The following is a 19,330-nucleotide window of genomic DNA, read 5'->3' on the forward strand; positions in this document are numbered from 1 at the left end:
TGGACCCTGAAGTTGCGCACACCCAACTCCGAACAGGCCCTAGCTCATCCAGGTGACTCCCAGTTCCCCGCGTATTTCCGCAGCCTCGTCGCGGGCCCGGGCGGCGGCCGTGGCATTGCCGGCCAAGGCGTGGGCCTCGGCCAGGGTGTCCAGACCGGTGGCCAGCCAGGTCCGGGAACCGATCTTCCGCCACAGGCCGACGGCTGCGGCAGCGCGTCGACGGGCCTGTGCCACGCGGCCGACGGCGAGCTGTGCCTCAGCGAGCGCGTAGAGCGTCGCCGCCTCACCCCACAGGTTGCCGAACTCGCGGTAGGTCCACAGGGCACGGGCCAGTAGTCGGCGGCCCTGTCGCTGCGCGCCCTGCCGTACGAGCACGTCGCCGAGCCAGCACAGGGCGTGGGTGGCGGTCAGCCGGTCGCCGAGGTTCTCGCTGATCGAGGCGGCCTGGCTGAAGCAGTCCGAGGCGGCAGCGTAGGCGCCGTGGGCTCGGTGGCTCTGTCCAAGGCAGCGCAGGGCCTGTGCCTCGCCGGGGCGGTAGCCGGCGTCCCGGCTCGCTCGCAGGCACTGCGAGAAGCGCTCCATGGCGGACTCGACACGCCCCTGCTCCAGCTCGATGACGCCGATGCCGTTGGTGGCGTAGACAAGACAGTTGACGTTTCCCGCGCTGCGGGCCAGCTCCGCCGCCCGCTCGAAATGGCGTGTGGCGGAGGCGTACTGGCCGAGCAGTCGGTGCACGTACGCCAATCCGGCCGTGGCGCTGGCCAGATACGACGGGTCCTCCCCATCGGCGAGCCTCAGCGCTTGCTGGAAGTGGTCCAGCGCCTCCGGATACCGGTCGAGAATGGTGGTGAGTTCGCCCAGGCATCGGTGCAGTTGCGTGGCGCTGCGCCGGTGGCCGCCGCGCAGGGCGGCCTTGAGGGCCCGGCCCTGGAGCCGTTCCCAGTCGTCGAAGTGGCTTCCGATCTGGAAGAGGGTGGTCAGTGCGGTGGCGAGTGCGGCCGCCGACGTGATCTCCTCGCTGTCGAGTGCCTGGTCCGCCACGGCGATGAGGGACTGACGCTCGGCGTGGAACCAGGCCTGCGGATCGGTGAGGAGTTGGGCGGTGTCTGCCGGAGAGGGCCGCCAGGACGCCAAGCCGGTCTGCGAGATGCCCTGGAAGTCGACACTGAGGCTGTCCGCGGCCAGGTCCGCCAGATAGAGGCTCGCCCCCAGCAGCCGGGACAGCGCGGCGGCACGGTCCTGCGGGGGCACCTCCCGCTCCGCTCTCTCCCGGCCCAGCAGCCGTACCAGGTCGTGCAGCCGGTAACGCATGCCGGCCGGCCCCATCGGGCCGGCCTCCACGAGATGCACCTCCACGAGGTCGTCGAGCACGGCTTCCGCGCGGTCCAGGTCCAGGTCCAGGAGGGCGGCCAGCGCCCAGGCGGCGAAGTCCGGTGTGGGCAGCAGGGCGAGCATGCGCAGGGCGTGCCGGTTCGTGGGGGGCATTCCCTGGTAGGTCAGTTCCAGGCTGGCCCGGACGGCTATGTGGCCGACGGCGAGTTCGTCCAGCTTGCGGTGTTCGTCGGCGAGCGCGCGGGCGACTTTGCCCAGCGGCCAGTGCGGTCGCGCGGCCAGCCGCGCACCGGCGACCCACACGGCCAGGGGAAGGCCCTGGCAGGTCGACACGATGGCCCGGGCCGCGTCTGACTCGGCTCGGGTTCGGTCGATGCCGATCATCTCCCGCAGCAGGGCGAGTCCCGTCTCGGAGTCCAGGACTCCCAGGGGCAGTCGGTGGCCGCTCAGGTCCGGCAGGGTGGTGCGGCTGGTGACGATGGCGGCGCAGTGGGCCCCGCTGGGCATGAGGTCGCTCACCTGCTGCGCATCGGCTGCGTTGTCCAGCACGACGAGGGTTCTGCGCTGGGCGAGCAGGGTGCGGTAGAGGTGCACTCGGCCGGTGAGGTCGGGTGGCACCGCACCGCCGCGTACGCCGAGCGCCCGGAGAAAGGCCCCCAGGATCGTGAACGGCTCGGCCCGATCGTCGTCGAAGGCGCGCAGGTCGACATAGAGCTGGCCGTCGGCGAACCGGGTAGTCAGCGCATGCCCCGCCGATACGGCGAAGGCCGTTTTGCCCACCCCGGCCGGCCCGGTCACCAGCAGGGTCACGGGACCCGCCGTCATCCGGCCGAGCAGCCGGCAGGCTGCGGCCAGTTCCTCGTCGCGGCCCACGAACAGCGCGGGGGCAGGCGGAAGGAGGCGGGGCACGAGCTGTTGGCCGCTCGCGCCGCCGCCCCGCTCTTCCGGAGCGCTGCCATCGCTGCCATCGCTGCCGTCCTGCTGGATACGTGGAGGCTTGGAAGGAGAGACAGCGCCTGGGGCGCGGGCGGGAGCGGGAGCGAGGGCGGGGGCAGCGGTGAGGATCTGCTGGTGCAGTCGGCGCAGCTCCGGTCCCGGATCGGTGCCCAACTCCTCGGCCAGACGCCGGCGCAGGAGCTCGTAGCGGTGCAGGGCGTCGGAGGCCCGTCCACTTCGGTACAGGGCCAGCATGAGCTGTCCGGCCGCTCGTTCGTCGAAAGGGTGCTCCTGGGCCAAGGAGGCGAGCTGCGGCAGCAGCATTCCGTGGCGGCCGAGGCGCAGCTGGACGTCGTTGAAGTCCAGCGTGGCGGCGAACCGTTCCCGGAGCAGGCCTTCGCGCAGTGCGCCGAACCACGGTGTGTCACAGGCCGAACAGGGCTCTCCCTGCCACAACTCCAGTGCGCGCTCGAACAGTTCGGCGCCCTGCGCTGCGTCCTCCGCCGCGCGGGCCTGCCGCACCAGAGCGCGGAACCGGTGGAGGTCCACGGCGAGTTGATCGGCCTCCACCGCGTAGCCCGCTGAGCTCCTGCTGATGAAGGCGTCCTTGCCTGCGGGTTCCAAGGCCTTCCGCAGATGACAGACGTACCCGTACAGCGTGTTTCTGACCTGCTGCGGCGTGGTCTCTCCCCACACCCGGTCGATGAGCCCGGCGGTCGAGACCGTTCGAGGAGCATCAACCAGCAACGCCGCCAGGACGGAGCGCTGTTTGGGAGGCCCCAGCTCCGCTGGTCTGCCGTCGATCTGCACCGCGATGTCACCGAGGATGCGGAACTCCACTGCCATCACACCGTCCCCCCTTGGGTGCCGTCCCACGATGTCGAAAGCGGCTCGGAGCAGCCAACTCAAGATCTGGCCAAGGTTTCTCCAATCCCAGCCGTGCAGGGTGTTGCCCAGACCGGAATCCGACTCACCCGAGGAGTGCTCATGCGTATTCGTCATGCCGCGGCGACCGCAACACTCGGTACGGCGCTCACATTCGGAGCCTTGGCCGTGCCTGCGCCGGCGGCATCCGCGAGCGACGACGTCTTCTACACCACGCAGGCGACGAAGCAGTACACCTGCGCCAAGACGACCTGCCGGGTGAAGAGGGACCTTTTCAAGGGGCAGCCCCTCTCGATCTCCTGCTACTACGTCGGGCAGTCGGTCTCGGGCAACAAGATCTGGTACTACACGACGACCTGGCAGTACGAGGTCTGGGTCGACGGATACACCCCGGGCCAGCACATCAACACCGGCGCTGATCCCAGGCCCGGCATCCCACGCTGCTGAGCCGCGCACGCACAGCGCAAAGCGCACAGCGCAAAGGAAGTAGGCGTCATTTTCGACGCGACCGAAATCCACTCCGAATGAAAGGAAGGTTCACGCCCATGATGCTCACGAAGCGGGCCGGACTCGTTCTCTCGGCGCTCGTACTCGGCGCCGCGGCCACCACCGCCGCTCCGGCGATCGCCTCTCCGGCCGCCACGCCGGTGACGGCGGCCGGGGACAGCGCCTGCCCCTATGACCTGGGGCACCCGACCCTCTACCCGGGAGACACCGGCAAGGCCGTCGCGCACGCGCAGTGCCTGCTCAACATCTACGGCCGAGGGCTCGCCGAGGACGGCATCTTCGGCTCCTCGACGAAATCCGCGGTCAAGTGGGCGCAGGGGCGATGCGGCATCACCAAGGACGGCATCGTCGGCCCGAAGACGTGGAACTGCCTGCACCCGGACGTGAGCCCCAACCCCTGACCCCGGCTCGGGATTGCCGCCGGGGAAAGACCTCATTCGGCGGGACATGCGGCGGTACGACATTGCAGGTCTCCGCCGAACATGAGGACGCTCCGGCCGTCTCCGCGGGGGAGGAGACGGCCGGAGCCGGTTCACGGCCTCTGCCGTCACCATCCCCCGGTGTCCAGCACGAACAAGCCTTTCTCCGACGTGGATCATCGCGTCACTGCTCATCGAGGGATTCCTGCCGGCCAAGGAACTCCTCGAACGCCGCCTTCTGTTTCGGATCCATGAAGCCGTGGCGGGCGTGGCGGGCCTTCTCCTGGAGCCATTGAGCCTCGTCGGGGTCCAGCAACTCGGCGACCACGACGCCTTGGCGAGCAATCGCCGTACGCCCTCCCGCGCGACGACGAAAGAGTGTGAACGCACCGAATTCCGCCGGGTGAGCCAGTTCCGGCTCCTCCGCCACGGCCCGGGTCTCGCCCTCAGCGCCACCCGCCGGGTAGGCGGTGGGGGCCCAATGCTCCCAGAGCGCCAGCGTGGCCGCAGGCACCAGCACCGCGCGTTCCGCCTCTTCGCGCCCCTCCCACAGGAAGGTGACAGTGACGGGCTCGCCGACCGTCTCGGCCAACGCGAGCACCCTCTCCACCTCATCGCTGATCGGGTAACCCACCACCACGTCGATCTGAATGCCCATGGTGCCCGAGGCTACTGGCCGCTTCCGACAGGCCGGTCCGGAGCTCCTGGCCGACTGGGCCGTTCATGGCTGAGATACGTTCAGCCCATGACGCACTGCACGCAGTCCGCCTTGGTGGCACGGTGAACGGCTGGTGGACGCACCTGGAGGCGCGCACCCGCCGGGAAGTCGACGCGAACGTGCTGCGCGACCGGCGGCTGACGGCGGTCAAGGTCGTATGGGAGGCGCTGCGCCCTCTGGGGTTGGGCCTGCACGAAGCGGAGCAGGTCGTCCACGCGCGCTACGAGACCCTCGGCGACCGAGTGCAGCACACAGCCCCCGATCCGCTCGACGTCTCCTCCCTCGCAGCCCGGGCTGCCGCTCATCCGGGCCGGGTGGCCGCGGTCGAGGCTCTCTGGGACGGCGACACCGTGCACGACTGGTTCGTGCTCCTGGTGGCCGTCCTGGACGACCCAGCGGGGGAAGGCCCCCTGGCCACTGTCCACCACCGCCCTGGCGGCCCCCCGGTGGGAACCGCCGCCTCAGATGCAGGACGGGCCTTGGCCGACTACCTGGGCGTGCCGTTCCACTTCGCCTCCCCGGACATCCCCGACGACCAAGCCCCGCGCTGGCGAACAACCCAGTGTCCGACCGAGGGTGCCTGACGAGTCCCGTGAAGCGACTCGTGGCTGTGCCCGAGTTCGGGGCAAGGTGAGTTCGGCCGTCAGATCACGTTTCGTGGTGCTGTCGATGGTCCGGCGCGTTCCGGCCCCCGGGCCTCCCGGGGCCCCGGGCCCTGCAGGCCCCCCAGCCACATTGTCAGTGGTCACTGCCATGATGCCCGGCAACATCGGCAGCACGGGAGCAGAGCATGGTGGAGCAGGCGGTACGACCGATAGTCGAGGCGATCCGGGCCCAGGCCCCGAACGGCTGGACGGACGCGGTGCTGCACGGCCGGGCCGGGCGGGGCGGTACCGGAGTGAGCGGCGGCTACAGCCGGAACGGGCAGAACTGGCAAACGGGTGTGCCCAATCCTTACGAAGAACTCATGGCACTGGCTGAGAAGTTGCGTGAGGACCGGGGCTGGGAGCCCGTCAGTCTGGAGATCCGTTGCCGGCCGTCCGGCGAGTACCGGCTCGTCGCCTTCGGCGATGCCATCAGCAGGGTGACCAGGACGGGTGGCGGCTTCCAGGTGGTCCTGGAAGCCGACTACCGGTTGCCGCAGCCCGGTCGGCATCAGGAGCCCGGTACCGCCGCGCCGACGGGCGATCCGGACTTGGCCGTGGCCCGCTTCCGCGCCTACCTCGAGCGGCGTGCCGCCATCCTGGGGCATCCCGAGGAACTGCCCCCGCCCGCCACCGCCGCCGCGGTCGAGGAGGCCGAACGCCGCCTGGGGCACCGCCTGCCCGCCGACCTGCGGGCGCTCTACCTGCTGGCCGACGGCGATGGCATCGGCTACGAGAACCGCTACCTGTTCCGGGGCAACGCCTGGCTGTCGCTGCAGAGCATGGTTGCCGAGTCCACCGAGTGGGGCGCGGGCGAACGGCCCTGGTACGGCTGGGACCTGGAATGGGACGCCGTCGTCTTCGACGCGACACCCGCCGACACCGTCCGCCGCTGTGGAGGCCACCCCGGCTGGTTGCGCTTCGGCAGCAGCGAGGACGGCAACTTCCTGGCCGTCGACACGGCTCCGGCCCGCGACGGTCACCCCGGCCAGATCATCCAGACGGGACGCGACTACGACGAGGGACCCGCGTACATCGCCGACTCGGTCACCTCACTCCTCGGTCACTACCTGGAACTCCTGGACCAGGGCGCCTACGAGAAGCACGGCGACCACATCTCCCTGCTCGAACCCGACCGAGATCCCGCCCCCCAGCAGATCATCGGCGGCGACATCCCGGACGAGGTCCCGCCCACCCTCCAGGCGATCCACATCAACAACGTCACCCACCTCGTCGACCTCACCCCACTCACCGCCGCCCCAGGTTTGCGCCGCCTCCACCTCAACCGCTCCGCCACCGCCGACCTGACGGCCGTACGCGAACTGCCCGTCGAATCCCTGCGCGTCACCCTCAGCGAAGGCGACCTGACCCCCCTCGAAGCCCACCCCCACCTCACCTCCCTCGACCTGACCACCACCGCCCCGGTCGACATCACCCCGCTGACCGCCATCCCCCACCTGCGGGGCCTCGACCTCTCGGGCGCCGACGTCCTCAACCTGCCCGTCCTGGCCGGCCTCCCGGATCTTCGCTACCTCTCCCTCACGGCCCGCCAATGGACCACCCTCCTGGATGAGGGCAAGGTGCCGCCCGCACTCGCCGCTGCCCGACTGGCCGACGCCGACGCCACCCTCGACGACGCCCTCGCCTGGGCAGCCCGCCTCGGCATCGACACGGACAACGCCCTCCGCGTCACCGGCACCTTCAAAACCGTCGACGGGTGAAACGCGCCGTCCGGAGCCGGCCCGGTCCCGGTCCCCCGACCCCCGGGCCGGCTCCCGTACGTGCGTGCGGGGTTCAGTCGGTGATGTACCACGCGTCCTTGATGTACTCCAGCGTGTAGCTGCCGAGGTCGCTCTCGGAGAAGGTGGCGGAGGACCTGACCGCCTCGACCGGCATCTCGACCTTGTCGGGCGTGCGCACCACGACGCGCTGCGGGTCGACCGTCGCGGTCCGCAGCGCCGTCTTCTGCTCGGGCGAGATCATCTGGAACACGACGGCGTACGTCGTCCTGCACGGGCCGAACCCCTCGTCCTGCGCCTTCTTCGCCGCGGGCCCGGCCACTTCGCAGACCGTGTCGATGTCCTCCCGGCCCAGGGCGTGGAGGTACTCCTCGTACCGCTGGATCGCCCCCTCCTTCGTCCTGAGCGCGGGCTGCTCCCCGCTCGGTTCGGTCGGCGGCTCTTCGGAGGGCGCCTCGTCGGTCGGCGCCTCATCGGCCGGCCCGCACCGGTCGTCGGTGAACACGCCCGGCAGCTGACGCGTCGGGTAGGGGCCCATCGGACCGTTGAACCCGGTCACGTGCTTCTGCGCGCCCCACCACCCGGCGTACCCCCACCAGGGCTCGCGGTCGACGGGGCGGACGTGGTCCCATGTGTGCCACTCGACGCCGCCCTCCGAGGTCCGGTCGAAGGTGGCAAGAACCCGGTGGTATCCGACAGTCGCATAGGAGCCGTGTGAACCGAGCGCCGAGTACACCGTCGGACGCCCGCCGCTCAGTTCCAGGTCCGACCACTTCACGCTGCACGGATCGTTGCCGTGCTTGGCGAACGTCACCGCCTCCGGCTTCCCGTCGCGCAACTGGACCGCGACACGCTCCCAGTCACCCTCGTGCATGTTTCCCGGGGACAGCTTGTTGTAGGCGTAGAAGAACCAGTACACGTACGCCGTGCGCGCCGGGTCGGTCTTGTGCTTGTGGTACTCCCAGTAGACCGGTGCGCCGGGGCCTTCGCCCTTCCGCGACTCCTTCGGCGGATCGAGATAGAAACCGGCGCCGACTTCGGTCGAGGCGCGCTCCCTTCCCCCGTGCGCGGGGCAGGACATCGGCTTTGACGACGGTTTTCCCAACTCGACATCGTGGTGTCGGTAGGGCTCTTTGGTACGCAGGCCCAACAGCCGTGGGTCAACCGGGTCTGCCACCGGTTCCTCGTCGCGGCAGAAGCCGCCGTCGTGGTCGAAGCGCAGCACGGACCGCTCGATGAATCGTGTCGCGTCCATCGGCATCAGCGACTCCTTCTTGTGGAGGCGCACCAGCGGGGCGAAACGGGCGGCCGCCGACGCGGACGCCTGCGAAGGCTCCGCGCCCGTGTACTCCTTCGGTTTCTCCGGACCGCACGCCGCCAGCGCCGCAGAGGCCGACACCGCCACGCCCACCATCGCCCACACCCGGACCTTCACCCGGTCCCCCTTCGATCGCCCATCACGAGCCGACAGCACGTCAGGAGATCACGCAGAATCCGGCAGGACGGTTCCCCCAGCGCTGCGTCCCGTGACGCCAGTTGGGCTCGACCGGTCCGACTGCGGAGCTCCATACGCTGCCCTACAGGCCGTATTTGGAGGTCATTCCTTTCCGGCCTCCCGCGCCACACGCTCCAGTCGACGCCGGTGGCGCTCCCACCACGCCGGATCTCCCGGTGGCATGGAGTCCTTGTCCTTCACCAACCCGACGGCCCCGTCGATGAGTTCGCGCACGATGTCGGCATGTCCGGCATGCCGCTGCGTATCGGAGATCACGCGCACCAGGACGTGGTGCAGTGTCACCTCTCGCCGTTCCTCCGGCCACCACGGGACGTGACCGATCGCGTCGAGCGTCAGCGTCGCGATCGTGCTGTCGGAGTGCTCCCACGCCTGGTGGTACAGCCCGACGATCTCCTCGCGCGACTCGTCCGCGGTGGCCCACATGTCCGAGTTGGGTTCTGCGTCCTCCGTGTACCACCAGGGCGGAGGGTCCTCGTCGAAGAACGGCCGCCCGAACGTGTCGCCGAAGTACCCCAGCTCCACACCGGCGACATGTTTGACCAACCCCAGCAAGTTCGTGCCCGTCGGGGTCAGCGGGCGGCGGATGTCGTATTCCGAGAGCCCCTCGAGCTTCCACAGCAGGGCGTCACGCGCGTCCTGCAGGTATCGGAGAAGGTCCGCCTTCGGATTCGGTTCGCTCATGCCGGGCACTCTGCCAGCCGGCGCTGACAGCCGGGCATCGTCACCAGGTGACTAGCGAGCCACCGCGTTCACCCCCGCCTGGGCGAACTTCTCGTCCAGTGCCCCCGACGGAGCGCCCGCGACGCCGATGCCGGCGATGGGCGCGTTGGCGGCGGTGACGGGGACGCCGCCTGCCAGGAACAAGGTGCCGGGGATGTCCTTCAGGTTCGGGGTCTGCTGGAGGCGCTCGGCCAGCTGGGAGGTGGGGGCGTTCCAGGCGGCCGCGGTGAACGCCTTGCGCCGGGCGGACTCGTAGGACTGCGGGCCGGCGCCGTCGCCGCGCAGGGTGACGAGGGTGTTGCCGTTGCGGTCGACGACGGCGACCGTGACGCGCTGGTTGTCCTTCTCGGCGGCGTCCAGCGCGGCCTGCGCGGCCTGGGTGGCGGCGTCGATCGTCAGGTGGGTGGAGGTGGTCGTGGCCCGGACCGGGGCGTCGGCCGAGGCGGCGGCAGATGGCGTGGCGGGCGCCGAGGCGTTCGCGGACACCGCGCCGAAGCCCGCGAGGGCGACGACGGCGAGTACGGCGCCGCCGGTGGCGACGCGGGCACGGCGGGAGAACTTCTTGCGCAGGGGGTGGTTCATGGGTCGTCGACTCCTCAGGTGGCGGGCGGCCCGGTTGCCGCCCCGCTTCGTCCGCTTCCCAGCCTCGGCCCGGGTCCGGGCCCGGAGGGTCGGCGTTCCGGCTGCCTCGGGAGCGCAGGACGGACGACACCGGGGTCATCCGATCGGTTGACCCGCCCGGCCCGCGCACCGGGCCACAATGGAGGTGTTTGCCCAGTTCAGCGCCCGCGAGCGGAAGGGAGACGGCCCCGGATGGGGAACCGGTCGTACGAACCGAGCACCGTGGACGCCCGGTGGCTCGGCGTCGTGATGCACGCGGCGTTCTTCCTGCTGCTCGGCGGAGCGCTCGCCCGGTTCCTGCTGCGTCATCCCGGGGAGCCGCGCAGTCCGTGGATCATCGCGCTGTCCGTCGTACTCGCCGTTCTGCATCTGCTGGGGCCCAGGACCGGGGACGCGGGTTCGCGGCCCGGCCGACGGCACACGGCGTGGCTGGCGCTCGTCGTGGTGGTGTGGATGGTCCTGGTGGTCCTGGCGCCCAGCTTCGCCTGGTGCGCGGTGCCCCTCTTCTACACCGGTCTGCGCACGCTGCCGTCGCGCGCGGCCCTCGTGCTCGTGGTGGTCCTGACGGTGTTCGTCGTCGCGGCACAGGTGCAGCTCGCCGGACGCTTCGACCCCAACCTGGTCCTCGCACCGCCCGCCGTCGCCGCCCTCGCCACCGCCGTCTTCCTGCAGATGGAGCGGCACACCGCACGCCAGCGCGTCCTGATCGACGACCTGATCCGCGCCCGCCACGAACTCGCCGTCTTCGAACGCCGCGCGGGCACCCTCGCCGAACGCCAGCGGCTTTCCATGGAGATCCACGACACGCTCGCCCAAGGCCTGTCCAGCCAGCAGATGCTGCTGCAGGCGGCGGACCGGGTGTGGGACACCGCTCCGGACAAGGCCCGCGCCCACGTACGTACCGCCGCGTCCGTCGCCGAGCACAACCTCGCCGAGGCCCGGCGCTTCGTGCACGACCTGGCCCCCGCCGACCTGGCCCGCGGCGAAGGCCTCGATGAGGCGCTGCGCGCCCTGGCCGCACGGGAGTCCGGGGCGGACCTCACCGTACGCGTCCACATCGACGGCGACGGCCGGCTCACCCGGCTGCCCGCCCGGGTGCAGGCCGCCCTGGTGCGCGTCGCCCAGGGCGCCCTGGCCAATGTCCGCGAGCACGCCGGCGCCCGCAGCGCCGCCCTCACCCTCACGCTCCTCGACGACGAAGTCGTCCTGGACGTCTCCGACGACGGCCACGGCTTCGACCCGGCCGCGCTGCCCGACTCCCCCGGCTCGGAACGCGGGCACGGGCTGCCGGCCATGCGGGCCCGGCTGCGCCCCCTCGGCGGCACCCTGACCGTCGAGTCCGCGCCCGGCGAGGGCACCGTCCTGTCCGCCGCCGTTCCCCTGGAGGCACCCCGATGACCCCCGACCGCGCTCCCGTACGCATCCTGGTCTGCGACGACCACGCCGTCGTACGAGCCGGCCTGCGCGCACTGCTCGACAGCGCCCCGGACATCGAGGTCGTCGGTGAGGCCGGCAGCGGCGAGGAGGCGCTCGCCCTGGTCGCGAAACTCGACCCGGACGTAGTGCTGATGGACCTGCAACTGAGTGAGGGCATCGACGGCGTGGAGACCACCCGCCGCCTCACCTCCTCCCCCGGTGTCCGCGCCCATGTCCTGGTCCTGACCACCTACGACACCGACGCCGACATCACCCGTGCCATCGAGGCGGGCGCCACCGGTTACCTGCTCAAGGCCGAGCGCCCCGACGAGCTCTTCGCCGCGATCCACGCCGCCGCCGAGGGACGTACGGCCTTGTCCGCGCCGGTCGCCGGTCGCGTCATGGCCGGCCTGCGCCGGCCCCGTCCCACCCTCACCGACCGCGAACGCGACATCCTCGCCCAGCTCGCCCTCGGCATCGGCAACCGCGACATCGCCCGCGCGCTGTACATCAGCGAGGCCACGGTCAAGACGCACCTGCGCCGCATCTACGACAAACTCGGCGTCGACACCCGCGCGGGCGCGGTGGCGGTCGCGAAGGAGCGGCGGCTGCTGCCGTGAGGGCAGCCATCCGGACGGGGCAGCCGACTTTCGTTCGGGTGTGGCTGTCGCATCCGGGCACCGAGGCCCCGCCCGCAGGCGGCCCGCCCGGCAGTCCTGCCTTGCCTCGCTCATCCGGTTGCACCGCGCCCGTACGGCCGCCCGCTTCACCCCTGAGGGCACACTCGTGCGCTTGGAGGACCAGGACCGCACCCGGTGGGACCACGGAGCGATCACGGCGGCCGCGACCCTGCCGACCCACGCGATCGGGCGGCAACGCCCCGGCCGTACCAGTTGCAGCCCGCCCTGGCCCAAGTCGACGGCCTCGCAGCGGACCTCGACCGCTCCTGCCTGTTCCAACACGCTCGATGACTTTTCCGAGACGCCGCCCAGGACTTGTCACATGAGTATCTAGACCTTCGGCGCTTGCCGGTTGACGGTGGTCCCTCCTCATCCGCCCGATCCGTCCGGAGGGATCCAGCAGTGAGACGAAGGCGATTTGTGGCAGGGGCGATCGGCACCGTTTCGGGGATCGCGCTCGGCCCGGCTCCGTCCCGGGCCGACGTGCCGGCGACCGGTGAGCAAGGCTGGCAGGCCGTGCCGGCGCCCGGCAGCACTCCCGCCGCACAGCTGCGCCGTATCGCCGCTGCCGGGCCCCAACTGGCCTGGGCCGTGGGCGAGGAGGGCCTGGCCGGGCCGTCCCGGGGGCGGGCGCTGGCGATGCTGTGGAACGGCGGCGCCTGGACGAAGACCGACCTGTCGCATCTCGGGCACACCCGGTTGACCGATGTCGCCGGTGTCTGTCCCACCGCGGCGTGGAGCGTGGGCCAGCCTGCCGCGAACGGCAGCCCGCTGCTGCGCTGGGACGGAACGACCTGGCGCGAGGCCACGTTCCCGGGCCGGGGTGAACCGGACGTGCGGCTCAACTCCGTGGCGGTCGGCCCCGACCGGCAGGTGTGGATCTGCGGCAGCCGAGGCGGCGCCGTCCGTCTGTTGCACGGGGACGGTCAACGATGGCGATGGCTGGACCCGCTGCCGGTCGCGAGCGCGAACCTCTACCGGGTCGTAGTGCGCGCGCCGGGCGAGGTCTGGGTGAGCGGTGACCAGTCGAACGGCGGAGGCTGGTCCGGACTTGTCGCCCGCTGGGACGGAGCCTGGACGGTGTTGCCTCCGATCGCCGGCCTGCGGCTGGGCATCGGCGACCTCCACTCGGCCGGTCCGGACGACGTATGGGCGGTGGGCACCGAGGCCGGCGTCGGCGGACCGCCCGGCCGCCCCGGCAACCCGGCCCTGAGCCACTGGGACGGCACGGCCTGGACCCGGGTGGACGCGGGCTTCACCATCGGGTCGTTGAGCGGCATCGCGGGCGATGCCCAGGGCCGCGCGGCGTGGATATCGGGCTGGAACTACCAGGACCAGAGCCGCAGTACGTACCTGCGCCGGGACGGCGGCACATGGACCGTCGTCCGCGGCCCGGCCGGTGCGGCGCCGGCTCCCTACCTCAATGACGTGACGTCCGTTCCCGGCACCAACGGGTTCTGGTCCGCGGGCATGACGAGTCCCACCCCGGCTCCGCCGACCGAGGCATACACCGAACGCCTTGCAGCCTGACGTACGGAGCCTGCGAACTTCCCCCGCATGGCCGCCGACAAAGCCCTCACCAGGGGGGAATCTCCTGGGGTCAGGCCGGGGAGCGCAGCGTTGTCTGGCGGGTCGTCATCCGTCAGGAGTTCCAGATTGCGGCGTATGCCGGTAGTCGGAGTGCGCAGTCTGCGAACGCGGCGGATGCTGGTGCTCCGCGGGACGACGGGGTAAGGAGAAATCGATGCAGTGCGTGCGGTTCAATGCCTCCGCCGATGAGGTGGCGAAGGTTTCCTATACGGCTCGCCGCCTTGTCGAGCTCGGCTACGGAAGCACCAGACCACTGGGGCTCAGCCGGGAGGACAAGCCTCCGCGGGCAGGCGAACTGGTGCTGTGCCGGGTGACCGGAATCGGCCAGCACAAATTCCTCGGGCAGGTACACGGAAAGCGCAACCGGCTGTTCGTCGGCGACAGGATCGTCGTCGCCTACGGCGCGCGCTACGCCCCGGATCAGTTCGAGGCCGTGGTGCCGGACGACCTCGGACCCTGTGACCTGGTCGCCGGAGGCGGGATAGCGGGACGGGTCGTGTCCTCGCACGCCCGGATGAAATCTCCCACCCGGGTGGAGCCGCTGGGCCGGCTGACCGACGAGCACGGCGAAGTCATCGACCTCGCCCGCCTGGCCCGGCCCGTGGTGCCGGCCCTCGCTCCTCGCCCGCGCACCATCGCCGTACTCGGCACCTCGATGAACGCGGGCAAGACGACCGTGGCCGCCGCCCTCATCCGCGGTCTCAGCCTCGGCGGCCGCCGGGTCGGCGCGGCCAAGGTGACCGGCACCGGTGCGCCCGGGGATCCGACGCTGATGTCCGACGCGGGCGCCGCGCGGGTCATCGACTTCACCGACCTGGGCTTCCCCAGCACCTATCAACTGCCCATGCCGCAGGTGATTCGAGTTCTGCGCAGCGCTGTCACGGATCTGACGAGTCACCAGGCCGAGGCGATCGTGCTGGAAGTCGCGGACGGGATCCTGCAGCGGGAGACGGCGGCACTGATGCGGACGCCGGAATTCCGAGCCAGCGTGGACGGCATCGTGTTCGCGGCCGGTGACTCGGTCAGCGCGGTCGCGGGCGTACGGCTGCTGCGGGAGGAGGGGCTCCCCGTCGTGGCGCTGAGCGGAGTGCTGACGTCGTCTCCGCTGGCCGTGGCCGAAGCGATGACCGGCGTGGACATCCCGGTGTTCGAAGCGGCCGCCATGGCCGAGCCGTCCGTCGCCCATCAGCTGCTCTCGGGCGCCGTCACGGGCGGGGCCCTCCTAGGGGACGGCAGTGGACTGTCGGAGGTCGGCAGTCAGCTGACGGACCACAGCGGGCTGGCGCAGGAGCACAGTCGGCTGTCGGACTACAGCGGCCCGCTGACGGCGGAAACAGTGGCGTGACCGTGGCCAGGCGGCACCGCATCCGGATGCCGCACACACTCGGTGGTGTGCGGCGCCGGCTGATGCTCCTGCTGGTGCTCGCCGGTTTCGGGCAGGCGGTCTGCGTGGTCGGTTTCGCCCTCCTGGTGCATGGCGCGGCCTACCGCATCACGCACAGCGGGGAGATCGCGTCCGACCACGACCGCAGCGCCATCTACACGCACGTCGCCGGCTTTGCGCCCACCACGCTGGCCGTCGGACTCGTCACGTCCGCCTGCGCGACGGTGCTGCTCAGGGCCGCGGGCGAACCGCTCGCGGAGCGGCTGGCCCAGAGCTACGTGCACAGCGTCAGAATGCGTCTCTTCGACCACGTCGCCGGAAGCGACGGAGGGGGACCGTTCCGGCGCACGGTCGGCGTGACCGTGCTCCGCTTCACCGGTGACGCCTCCGCCCTCCGGCTGTGGATCAGCAAGGGTGTGGCACCGCTTCTGGTGGACGGGGTGTTCGTGACGTGTGCGCTCGTCATACTGACCGTCATCGCGCCGGGCATCGGTGCGCTTTCGGCGGCGCTGATCCTCTTCGCCGCGGGCGCCGTCGCACTGTTCGGGCGGCGGCTGCGCGAACGCGTACGCGAGACCAGGCGCAACAACGGCAGGCTCGCCGCCTTCGTCAACGAGCGGGTCGCGCACACCGCCGTCATGCAGTCCCTGGGACGGGTCGAGCAGGAGCGCCAGGTCATGCGGCGGCGCAGCCGTGAGTACGGTCGCGCCATGGTGTGCCAGGCGCGGCTCACCGGAGCGATGTCGGCGACGGCCGAGGCGTGCGGCATCGGGATCCTTCTGGTCGTGGTCACGGTGGGGCTGGTGACGGGCACCACCTGGGAGACCCTCGCCTCGCTGCTGACGGTGGCCAACTTCCTCGGCGGACCCCTGTCGTCGCTGGTCCGGGTGCAGGAGCACTGGCAGCATTCGCGCGTCGCGCGGCGGCGCATCGCCGAGATCCTCTCGGCACCGGCGAAGCTGGGCCGAGCGGGCAGGGCCGAACCGCTCGCGGACGGGCCCGGACGGCTGGAACTCGCGGGGCTGCGCGTGGACGGTGTCCTGGACGCGTCGGCCGTCGCCCGGCCTGGGCAGCGGATCGTACTGCAGGGACCGCCGGGCGCGGGAAAGTCGCTGCTGCTTCGCCTCATCGCACGCCTGCAGAACCCGGACGCGGGCACCGTGCTGCTGGACGGCCAGGACCTCGCCCGGCACGACCCCGAGTCGGTACGGCGGGCGATCCGGCTGACCAGTCCCGAACTGCCCTTGCTGCGCGGCAGCGTGCGCACGAACCTGCGGCTCGGTGAATCACCGGACGCGGCCGGAAAGGCGGCCGAGGAACACGCCCGGGAACACACGGAGGCCCTGGCCGAACTGCTGCCCCACGGTCTGCGCACCCGGGTGGGCGAAGGCGGGCACGGCCTGTCCATGGCCGTGCGCTACCAGGTGGCGATGGTACGGGCGCTGCGCAGCGGGCCCCAGGTCCTCCTGCTGGACGAGGCCAGGTCGGAAGGACCGCTCGGCGCCGACCTGATGGAGCGTCTGTTCGACCGGTATCCGGGCACCATCATCTACGTCACCGACGAGCCCGGGCTCGCCGCCCGCGCGGATGTGCTCTGGCGACTCGACGACGGCCGGCTGACGGTCCATGAGCAGGTGCAGCGGATCAATGACCATGAGCCTGGGCGGCCCGCCCTGGAGCCGAAAAGGGACTGACGGGAGGGGAGATTCCGCCGGGACGCCGTCGTAACCCCGTGACCAGCCAAAAACGGCTTGCACTGCTCCGATAACATGATCGGCCTCACGAGGAGTGAGCTATGTAGCTGACGACTAACACATCGGCCGAGACAGTTGATACCTATATCATCGCGGGTGCGCTCGCGAATAAAACGCAGAATATCGCTCGCCGCGTGGCGTGAACCACGGGTGATGCTGTGGGCCACGGCGGGTGTGACGACCCTCGGGTTCCTCGTCGCGCTGGAGATCGCCGCGCGTCACCATGGCCTGCTGGGGCCGATCACCGCCCAGACGCGAGAGGTGATATTCCCTCCCAAGTCCGGCTTTCTGCTGTACGCCAGTATGGCGTTGATGATGGTAGTGCTCACCCGGCGGCAACGATTCATCGCGGCCGGTACAGCGATCGGTATCGACGTCGTCTTCCTGTCGGTGCGGTGGGTGGCCGGCATCAAGGTGACCGAGGGCCACCCGTTCGGCAACGGCGCGCTGTGGGTGATTCTGGGCTGTGCGGTCATCGCCGTCACACGCCGTACCGGCCAGGAGCGCGTCCTGCTGCTCAAGGGCGTCGGGCTGGCCCTGCTGCTGGTGGCCGGCCGCAAGACCGGTGACACCTGGCTGCTCATCACCGCGAAGACCCGCCCGACCGTGCTCGACCCGTACGTGGCAACCGCCGACCACGCCCTCGGCAACCCGTCGTGGATGGTGGGCCGGATCGTCAGGGCCACCGGTCCGATCGGCGCCCATGTGCTCGACTACGTCTACGTCCAGCTGGCGGTGGCCGCGGTCGTCGTCGCGCTGTACCAGTTGCGCAACGTGGCGGTCGAGCGCCGCTTCCCGCGCCATCATCTGGTGCGCACCTTTCTGACGATCGGCCTCCTCGGACCGGCCATCTACATGATCTTCCCGGTGGTCGGGCCGATCTTCGCCTACGGCACCGACGGCGGGCACTGGGCGGCGGCCGATCTCTGGCCGGAGACGGCGCCGCCGATCACTGCCCCGCACTCCATTCCATTCGACGGGATCACCCCACGCAACTGCATGCCCAGCCTGCACACGGCGTGGGCCACGGCGATCTTCATTCACACCCGCAGGGCCCCACGGATTCTGCGCTTCGCAGGCACGTTCTGGCTGATCGCCACGCTCGGCGCAACGCTGGGATTCGGTTACCACTACGGCGTGGATCTCATTGCCGGCGTGGTGTTCGTGGTCATGATCGATGCGGCGCTGCGCTCGCAGGAACGTGGCTGGGACCGGGCAGGAATCCAACTGGTCGGCTACAGCGCGACGGTCTTCGCCGCTCTCCTGCTGTCATATCGCTATCTGCCGCTGGAGATGGCCAGACATCCGTGGGTGTTCGGCCCTTTGCTCATTCTGGCGATGGCTTCGGTGGTCTACGGCTATGTACGGATCACCAGGCTGTGGGAGCCGAAGGCCGCACCGGCCCTGCAACCGGAACCGCAGCCCGAACCCGTCACCTGAGTCCGTGCAGGTGTCCCGGACCCCGAGGAGGTTCTCCGCGGGGTCCGGGGCCCGCTCGTCAGGCGCGGCAGCGCAGCATCTCCAGCGGGGTGTTGGCGCGGAAGTCCGCCCAGAAGTCGGCGCCGTACTCGCGCACGCCGGCGTCGGACACCTGCAGCGGAACCCAGGTCAGCTCGGTGAATCCGGCGGACCGCAGAGACTTCTCGTAGACCTCGCGGCGCGGGGCGGCGGCGTTGATGCTGATCGGCGGGTCGAGCAGCGCGGTGACCCGGAAGCAGGGTCCGGTCTCGGTCTCCTCACCGGTCGGCTCGCACCGGAAACCGTACTTCTCCAGGGTCGGCACGTCGGGGCGGTAGTCGGGTGACTGGGCGAGCACGAAGAATTCGGCGCCCGGCACCAGGCTCCGGTGCACGTTGCGGCACATGCGCTCCATGTCGGCGATGTTGCGCGCGTAATTGAGCAGCTGGACCCCCGTGGCGATGTCGAACCGCCGCCCGAGGGGCCGCAGCTCGGACACATCGCCCACCTCGTAGCGCACACCCAGCGGGTCGCGCTCCTCCAGCTCCCGGGCGGCGGCGACCATTTCGGGCGAGATGTCGATGCCGAGCACCTCCGTGGCGCCACGCCGCTTGAACTCCCTGCTGTAGAAACCGGTGCCGGACGCCAGGTCCAGGACCGACTTGCCGCGTACGTCCCCGACCATGGCCAGGAAGCCGGGCACCTCCGCGTACCGCGTCAGCGGCAGGGACTTGAAGCCCTCGAACGCCTCACCGATCTCGTCGTACTGCTGCACGCTCATCGTGTCGTTCTCCCCTGTGCTTCGTCACGTCCGCGGCCTCGGTCCCCGCTGCGGGGCACGCCGCGGCCTCTGGCGGGCAGTCTTGCGGCCCCCCGGCGGACCGTCGTACTGGCGGAAGCCACGAAGATCCGGGCACCCTCCCGGTCTCCTGTACGAGCGGGCGTACGGGGCAGCCCGAAAAATCAGCCCGGAAAATCGGCACGAAAAAATCGGACGGCGATGTCGAGAAC

The 19,330-nt window shown here is 70.6% G+C and carries 17 protein-coding genes; 11 read left to right on the forward strand and 6 right to left on the reverse strand.

The window, feature by feature from the left end:
* Window positions 1–39 precede the first annotated feature (39 nt).
* Window positions 40–3,114: an AfsR/SARP family transcriptional regulator gene (locus ACIBU0_RS33965; RefSeq protein ID WP_398826335.1), complete on the reverse strand. Its 3,075-nt coding sequence runs from the start codon at window positions 3,112–3,114 to the stop codon at window positions 40–42.
* 141 nt (window positions 3,115–3,255) lie between these two features.
* On the opposite strand from ACIBU0_RS33965, the gene ACIBU0_RS33970 reads away from it, so the two are divergent.
* Complete coding sequence (locus ACIBU0_RS33970; protein ID WP_398826337.1) at window positions 3,256–3,600, forward strand: hypothetical protein; 345 nt, start codon at window positions 3,256–3,258, stop codon at window positions 3,598–3,600.
* Window positions 3,601–3,698: 98 nt separating this feature from the next.
* Window positions 3,699–4,061, forward strand: coding sequence for a peptidoglycan-binding protein (locus ACIBU0_RS33975; protein ID WP_398826341.1), 363 nt, complete (start codon window positions 3,699–3,701; stop codon window positions 4,059–4,061).
* 202 nt (window positions 4,062–4,263) lie between these two features.
* Here ACIBU0_RS33975 and ACIBU0_RS33980 read toward each other — a convergent pair whose 3' ends face one another.
* Window positions 4,264–4,737 (reverse strand): hypothetical protein, encoded by a 474-nt coding sequence (locus ACIBU0_RS33980; protein WP_398826343.1) that lies wholly within the window; start codon window positions 4,735–4,737, stop codon window positions 4,264–4,266.
* A gap of 65 nt (window positions 4,738–4,802) precedes the next feature.
* On the opposite strand from ACIBU0_RS33980, the gene ACIBU0_RS33985 reads away from it, so the two are divergent.
* Together ACIBU0_RS33985 and ACIBU0_RS33990 are read left to right on the forward strand one after the other, a co-directional pair.
* The gene (locus tag ACIBU0_RS33985) at window positions 4,803–5,381 is read left to right on the forward strand and encodes a hypothetical protein (protein WP_398826345.1); all 579 of its coding nucleotides are present in this window, start codon (window positions 4,803–4,805) and stop codon (window positions 5,379–5,381) included.
* A 206-nt stretch (window positions 5,382–5,587) separates the two neighbouring features.
* A complete protein-coding gene (locus ACIBU0_RS33990) occupies window positions 5,588–7,162 on the forward strand; it encodes an SMI1/KNR4 family protein (RefSeq protein WP_398826348.1) in 1,575 nt (524 codons plus the stop codon).
* Window positions 7,163–7,235: 73 nt separating this feature from the next.
* On the opposite strand, the gene ACIBU0_RS33995 is transcribed toward ACIBU0_RS33990, so the two are convergent.
* The 3 genes from ACIBU0_RS33995 to ACIBU0_RS34005 form a co-directional block, all read right to left on the reverse strand.
* Window positions 7,236–8,615 carry a hypothetical protein gene (locus ACIBU0_RS33995; RefSeq protein WP_398826351.1) on the reverse strand — a complete coding sequence of 460 codons (1,380 nt, stop codon included), beginning with the start codon at window positions 8,613–8,615 and terminating at the stop codon, window positions 7,236–7,238.
* A gap of 162 nt (window positions 8,616–8,777) precedes the next feature.
* Window positions 8,778–9,377 (reverse strand): DinB family protein, encoded by a 600-nt coding sequence (locus ACIBU0_RS34000; RefSeq protein WP_398826354.1) that lies wholly within the window; start codon window positions 9,375–9,377, stop codon window positions 8,778–8,780.
* A 51-nt stretch (window positions 9,378–9,428) separates the two neighbouring features.
* On the reverse strand, window positions 9,429–9,998 hold the full coding sequence (locus ACIBU0_RS34005; RefSeq protein WP_398826357.1) for a heme-binding protein: 570 nt from the start codon (window positions 9,996–9,998) through the stop codon (window positions 9,429–9,431).
* Between the two features lie 231 nt (window positions 9,999–10,229).
* On the opposite strand from ACIBU0_RS34005, the gene ACIBU0_RS34010 reads away from it, so the two are divergent.
* The 7 genes from ACIBU0_RS34010 to ACIBU0_RS34040 all read left to right on the forward strand — a co-directional run bounded on the left by ACIBU0_RS34010 (window position 10,230) and on the right by ACIBU0_RS34040 (window position 18,301).
* Window positions 10,230–11,435 carry a sensor histidine kinase gene (locus ACIBU0_RS34010; RefSeq protein WP_398826359.1) on the forward strand — a complete coding sequence of 402 codons (1,206 nt, stop codon included), beginning with the start codon at window positions 10,230–10,232 and terminating at the stop codon, window positions 11,433–11,435.
* Window positions 11,432–12,073, forward strand: a complete 642-nt coding sequence (locus ACIBU0_RS34015) for a response regulator (protein WP_398826362.1) — start codon at window positions 11,432–11,434, stop codon at window positions 12,071–12,073. Before ACIBU0_RS34010 ends, ACIBU0_RS34015 begins: the two co-directional genes overlap by 4 nt.
* 40 nt (window positions 12,074–12,113) lie before the next feature.
* On the forward strand, window positions 12,114–12,467 hold the full coding sequence (locus ACIBU0_RS34020; protein ID WP_398826365.1) for a DUF6596 domain-containing protein: 354 nt from the start codon (window positions 12,114–12,116) through the stop codon (window positions 12,465–12,467).
* 68 nt (window positions 12,468–12,535) lie between these two features.
* Window positions 12,536–13,663: a hypothetical protein gene (locus ACIBU0_RS34025; RefSeq protein ID WP_398826368.1), complete on the forward strand. Its 1,128-nt coding sequence runs from the start codon at window positions 12,536–12,538 to the stop codon at window positions 13,661–13,663.
* A gap of 214 nt (window positions 13,664–13,877) precedes the next feature.
* Window positions 13,878–15,068 (forward strand): DUF1611 domain-containing protein, encoded by a 1,191-nt coding sequence (locus ACIBU0_RS34030; protein ID WP_398826371.1) that lies wholly within the window; start codon window positions 13,878–13,880, stop codon window positions 15,066–15,068.
* The gene (locus ACIBU0_RS34035) at window positions 15,065–16,801 is read left to right on the forward strand and encodes an ATP-binding cassette domain-containing protein (protein WP_398826374.1); all 1,737 of its coding nucleotides are present in this window, start codon (window positions 15,065–15,067) and stop codon (window positions 16,799–16,801) included. The genes ACIBU0_RS34030 and ACIBU0_RS34035 overlap by 4 nt, the downstream gene beginning before the upstream one ends.
* A gap of 213 nt (window positions 16,802–17,014) precedes the next feature.
* Window positions 17,015–18,301 (forward strand): phosphatase PAP2 family protein, encoded by a 1,287-nt coding sequence (locus ACIBU0_RS34040; RefSeq protein WP_398826377.1) that lies wholly within the window; start codon window positions 17,015–17,017, stop codon window positions 18,299–18,301.
* 58 nt (window positions 18,302–18,359) lie between these two features.
* Here the strand turns inward: ACIBU0_RS34040 and ACIBU0_RS34045 are convergent, their stop codons facing one another.
* The gene (locus ACIBU0_RS34045; RefSeq protein ID WP_398826380.1) at window positions 18,360–19,100 is read right to left on the reverse strand and encodes a class I SAM-dependent methyltransferase; all 741 of its coding nucleotides are present in this window, start codon (window positions 19,098–19,100) and stop codon (window positions 18,360–18,362) included.
* Window positions 19,101–19,330: the final 230 nt, after the last annotated feature.

It is taken from the genome of Streptomyces sp. NPDC049627 (genome assembly GCF_044465645.1).
GTDB lineage: Bacteria > Actinomycetota > Actinomycetes > Streptomycetales > Streptomycetaceae > Streptomyces.

What these genes read in the sequence shown, in the direction of transcription:
- ACIBU0_RS34030 (WP_398826371.1), top strand. Translation starts at nt 13,878, where the DNA reads ATGCAGTGCGTGCGGTTCAATGCCTCCGCCGATGAGGTGGCGAAGGTT.
- ACIBU0_RS33985 (WP_398826345.1), top strand. Translation starts at nt 4,803, where the DNA reads ATGGCTGAGATACGTTCAGCCCATGACGCACTGCACGCAGTCCGCCTT.
- ACIBU0_RS33975 (WP_398826341.1), top strand. Translation starts at nt 3,699, where the DNA reads ATGATGCTCACGAAGCGGGCCGGACTCGTTCTCTCGGCGCTCGTACTC.
- ACIBU0_RS34000 (WP_398826354.1), bottom strand. Translation starts at nt 9,377, where the DNA reads ATGAGCGAACCGAATCCGAAGGCGGACCTTCTCCGATACCTGCAGGAC.
- ACIBU0_RS34005 (WP_398826357.1), bottom strand. Translation starts at nt 9,998, where the DNA reads ATGAACCACCCCCTGCGCAAGAAGTTCTCCCGCCGTGCCCGCGTCGCC.
- ACIBU0_RS33990 (WP_398826348.1), top strand. Translation starts at nt 5,588, where the DNA reads ATGGTGGAGCAGGCGGTACGACCGATAGTCGAGGCGATCCGGGCCCAG.
- ACIBU0_RS34010 (WP_398826359.1), top strand. Translation starts at nt 10,230, where the DNA reads ATGGGGAACCGGTCGTACGAACCGAGCACCGTGGACGCCCGGTGGCTC.
- ACIBU0_RS33980 (WP_398826343.1), bottom strand. Translation starts at nt 4,737, where the DNA reads ATGGGCATTCAGATCGACGTGGTGGTGGGTTACCCGATCAGCGATGAG.
- ACIBU0_RS34040 (WP_398826377.1), top strand. Translation starts at nt 17,015, where the DNA reads ATGCTGTGGGCCACGGCGGGTGTGACGACCCTCGGGTTCCTCGTCGCG.
- ACIBU0_RS33965 (WP_398826335.1), bottom strand. Translation starts at nt 3,114, where the DNA reads ATGGCAGTGGAGTTCCGCATCCTCGGTGACATCGCGGTGCAGATCGAC.
- ACIBU0_RS34045 (WP_398826380.1), bottom strand. Translation starts at nt 19,100, where the DNA reads ATGAGCGTGCAGCAGTACGACGAGATCGGTGAGGCGTTCGAGGGCTTC.
- ACIBU0_RS34015 (WP_398826362.1), top strand. Translation starts at nt 11,432, where the DNA reads ATGACCCCCGACCGCGCTCCCGTACGCATCCTGGTCTGCGACGACCAC.
- ACIBU0_RS33970 (WP_398826337.1), top strand. Translation starts at nt 3,256, where the DNA reads ATGCGTATTCGTCATGCCGCGGCGACCGCAACACTCGGTACGGCGCTC.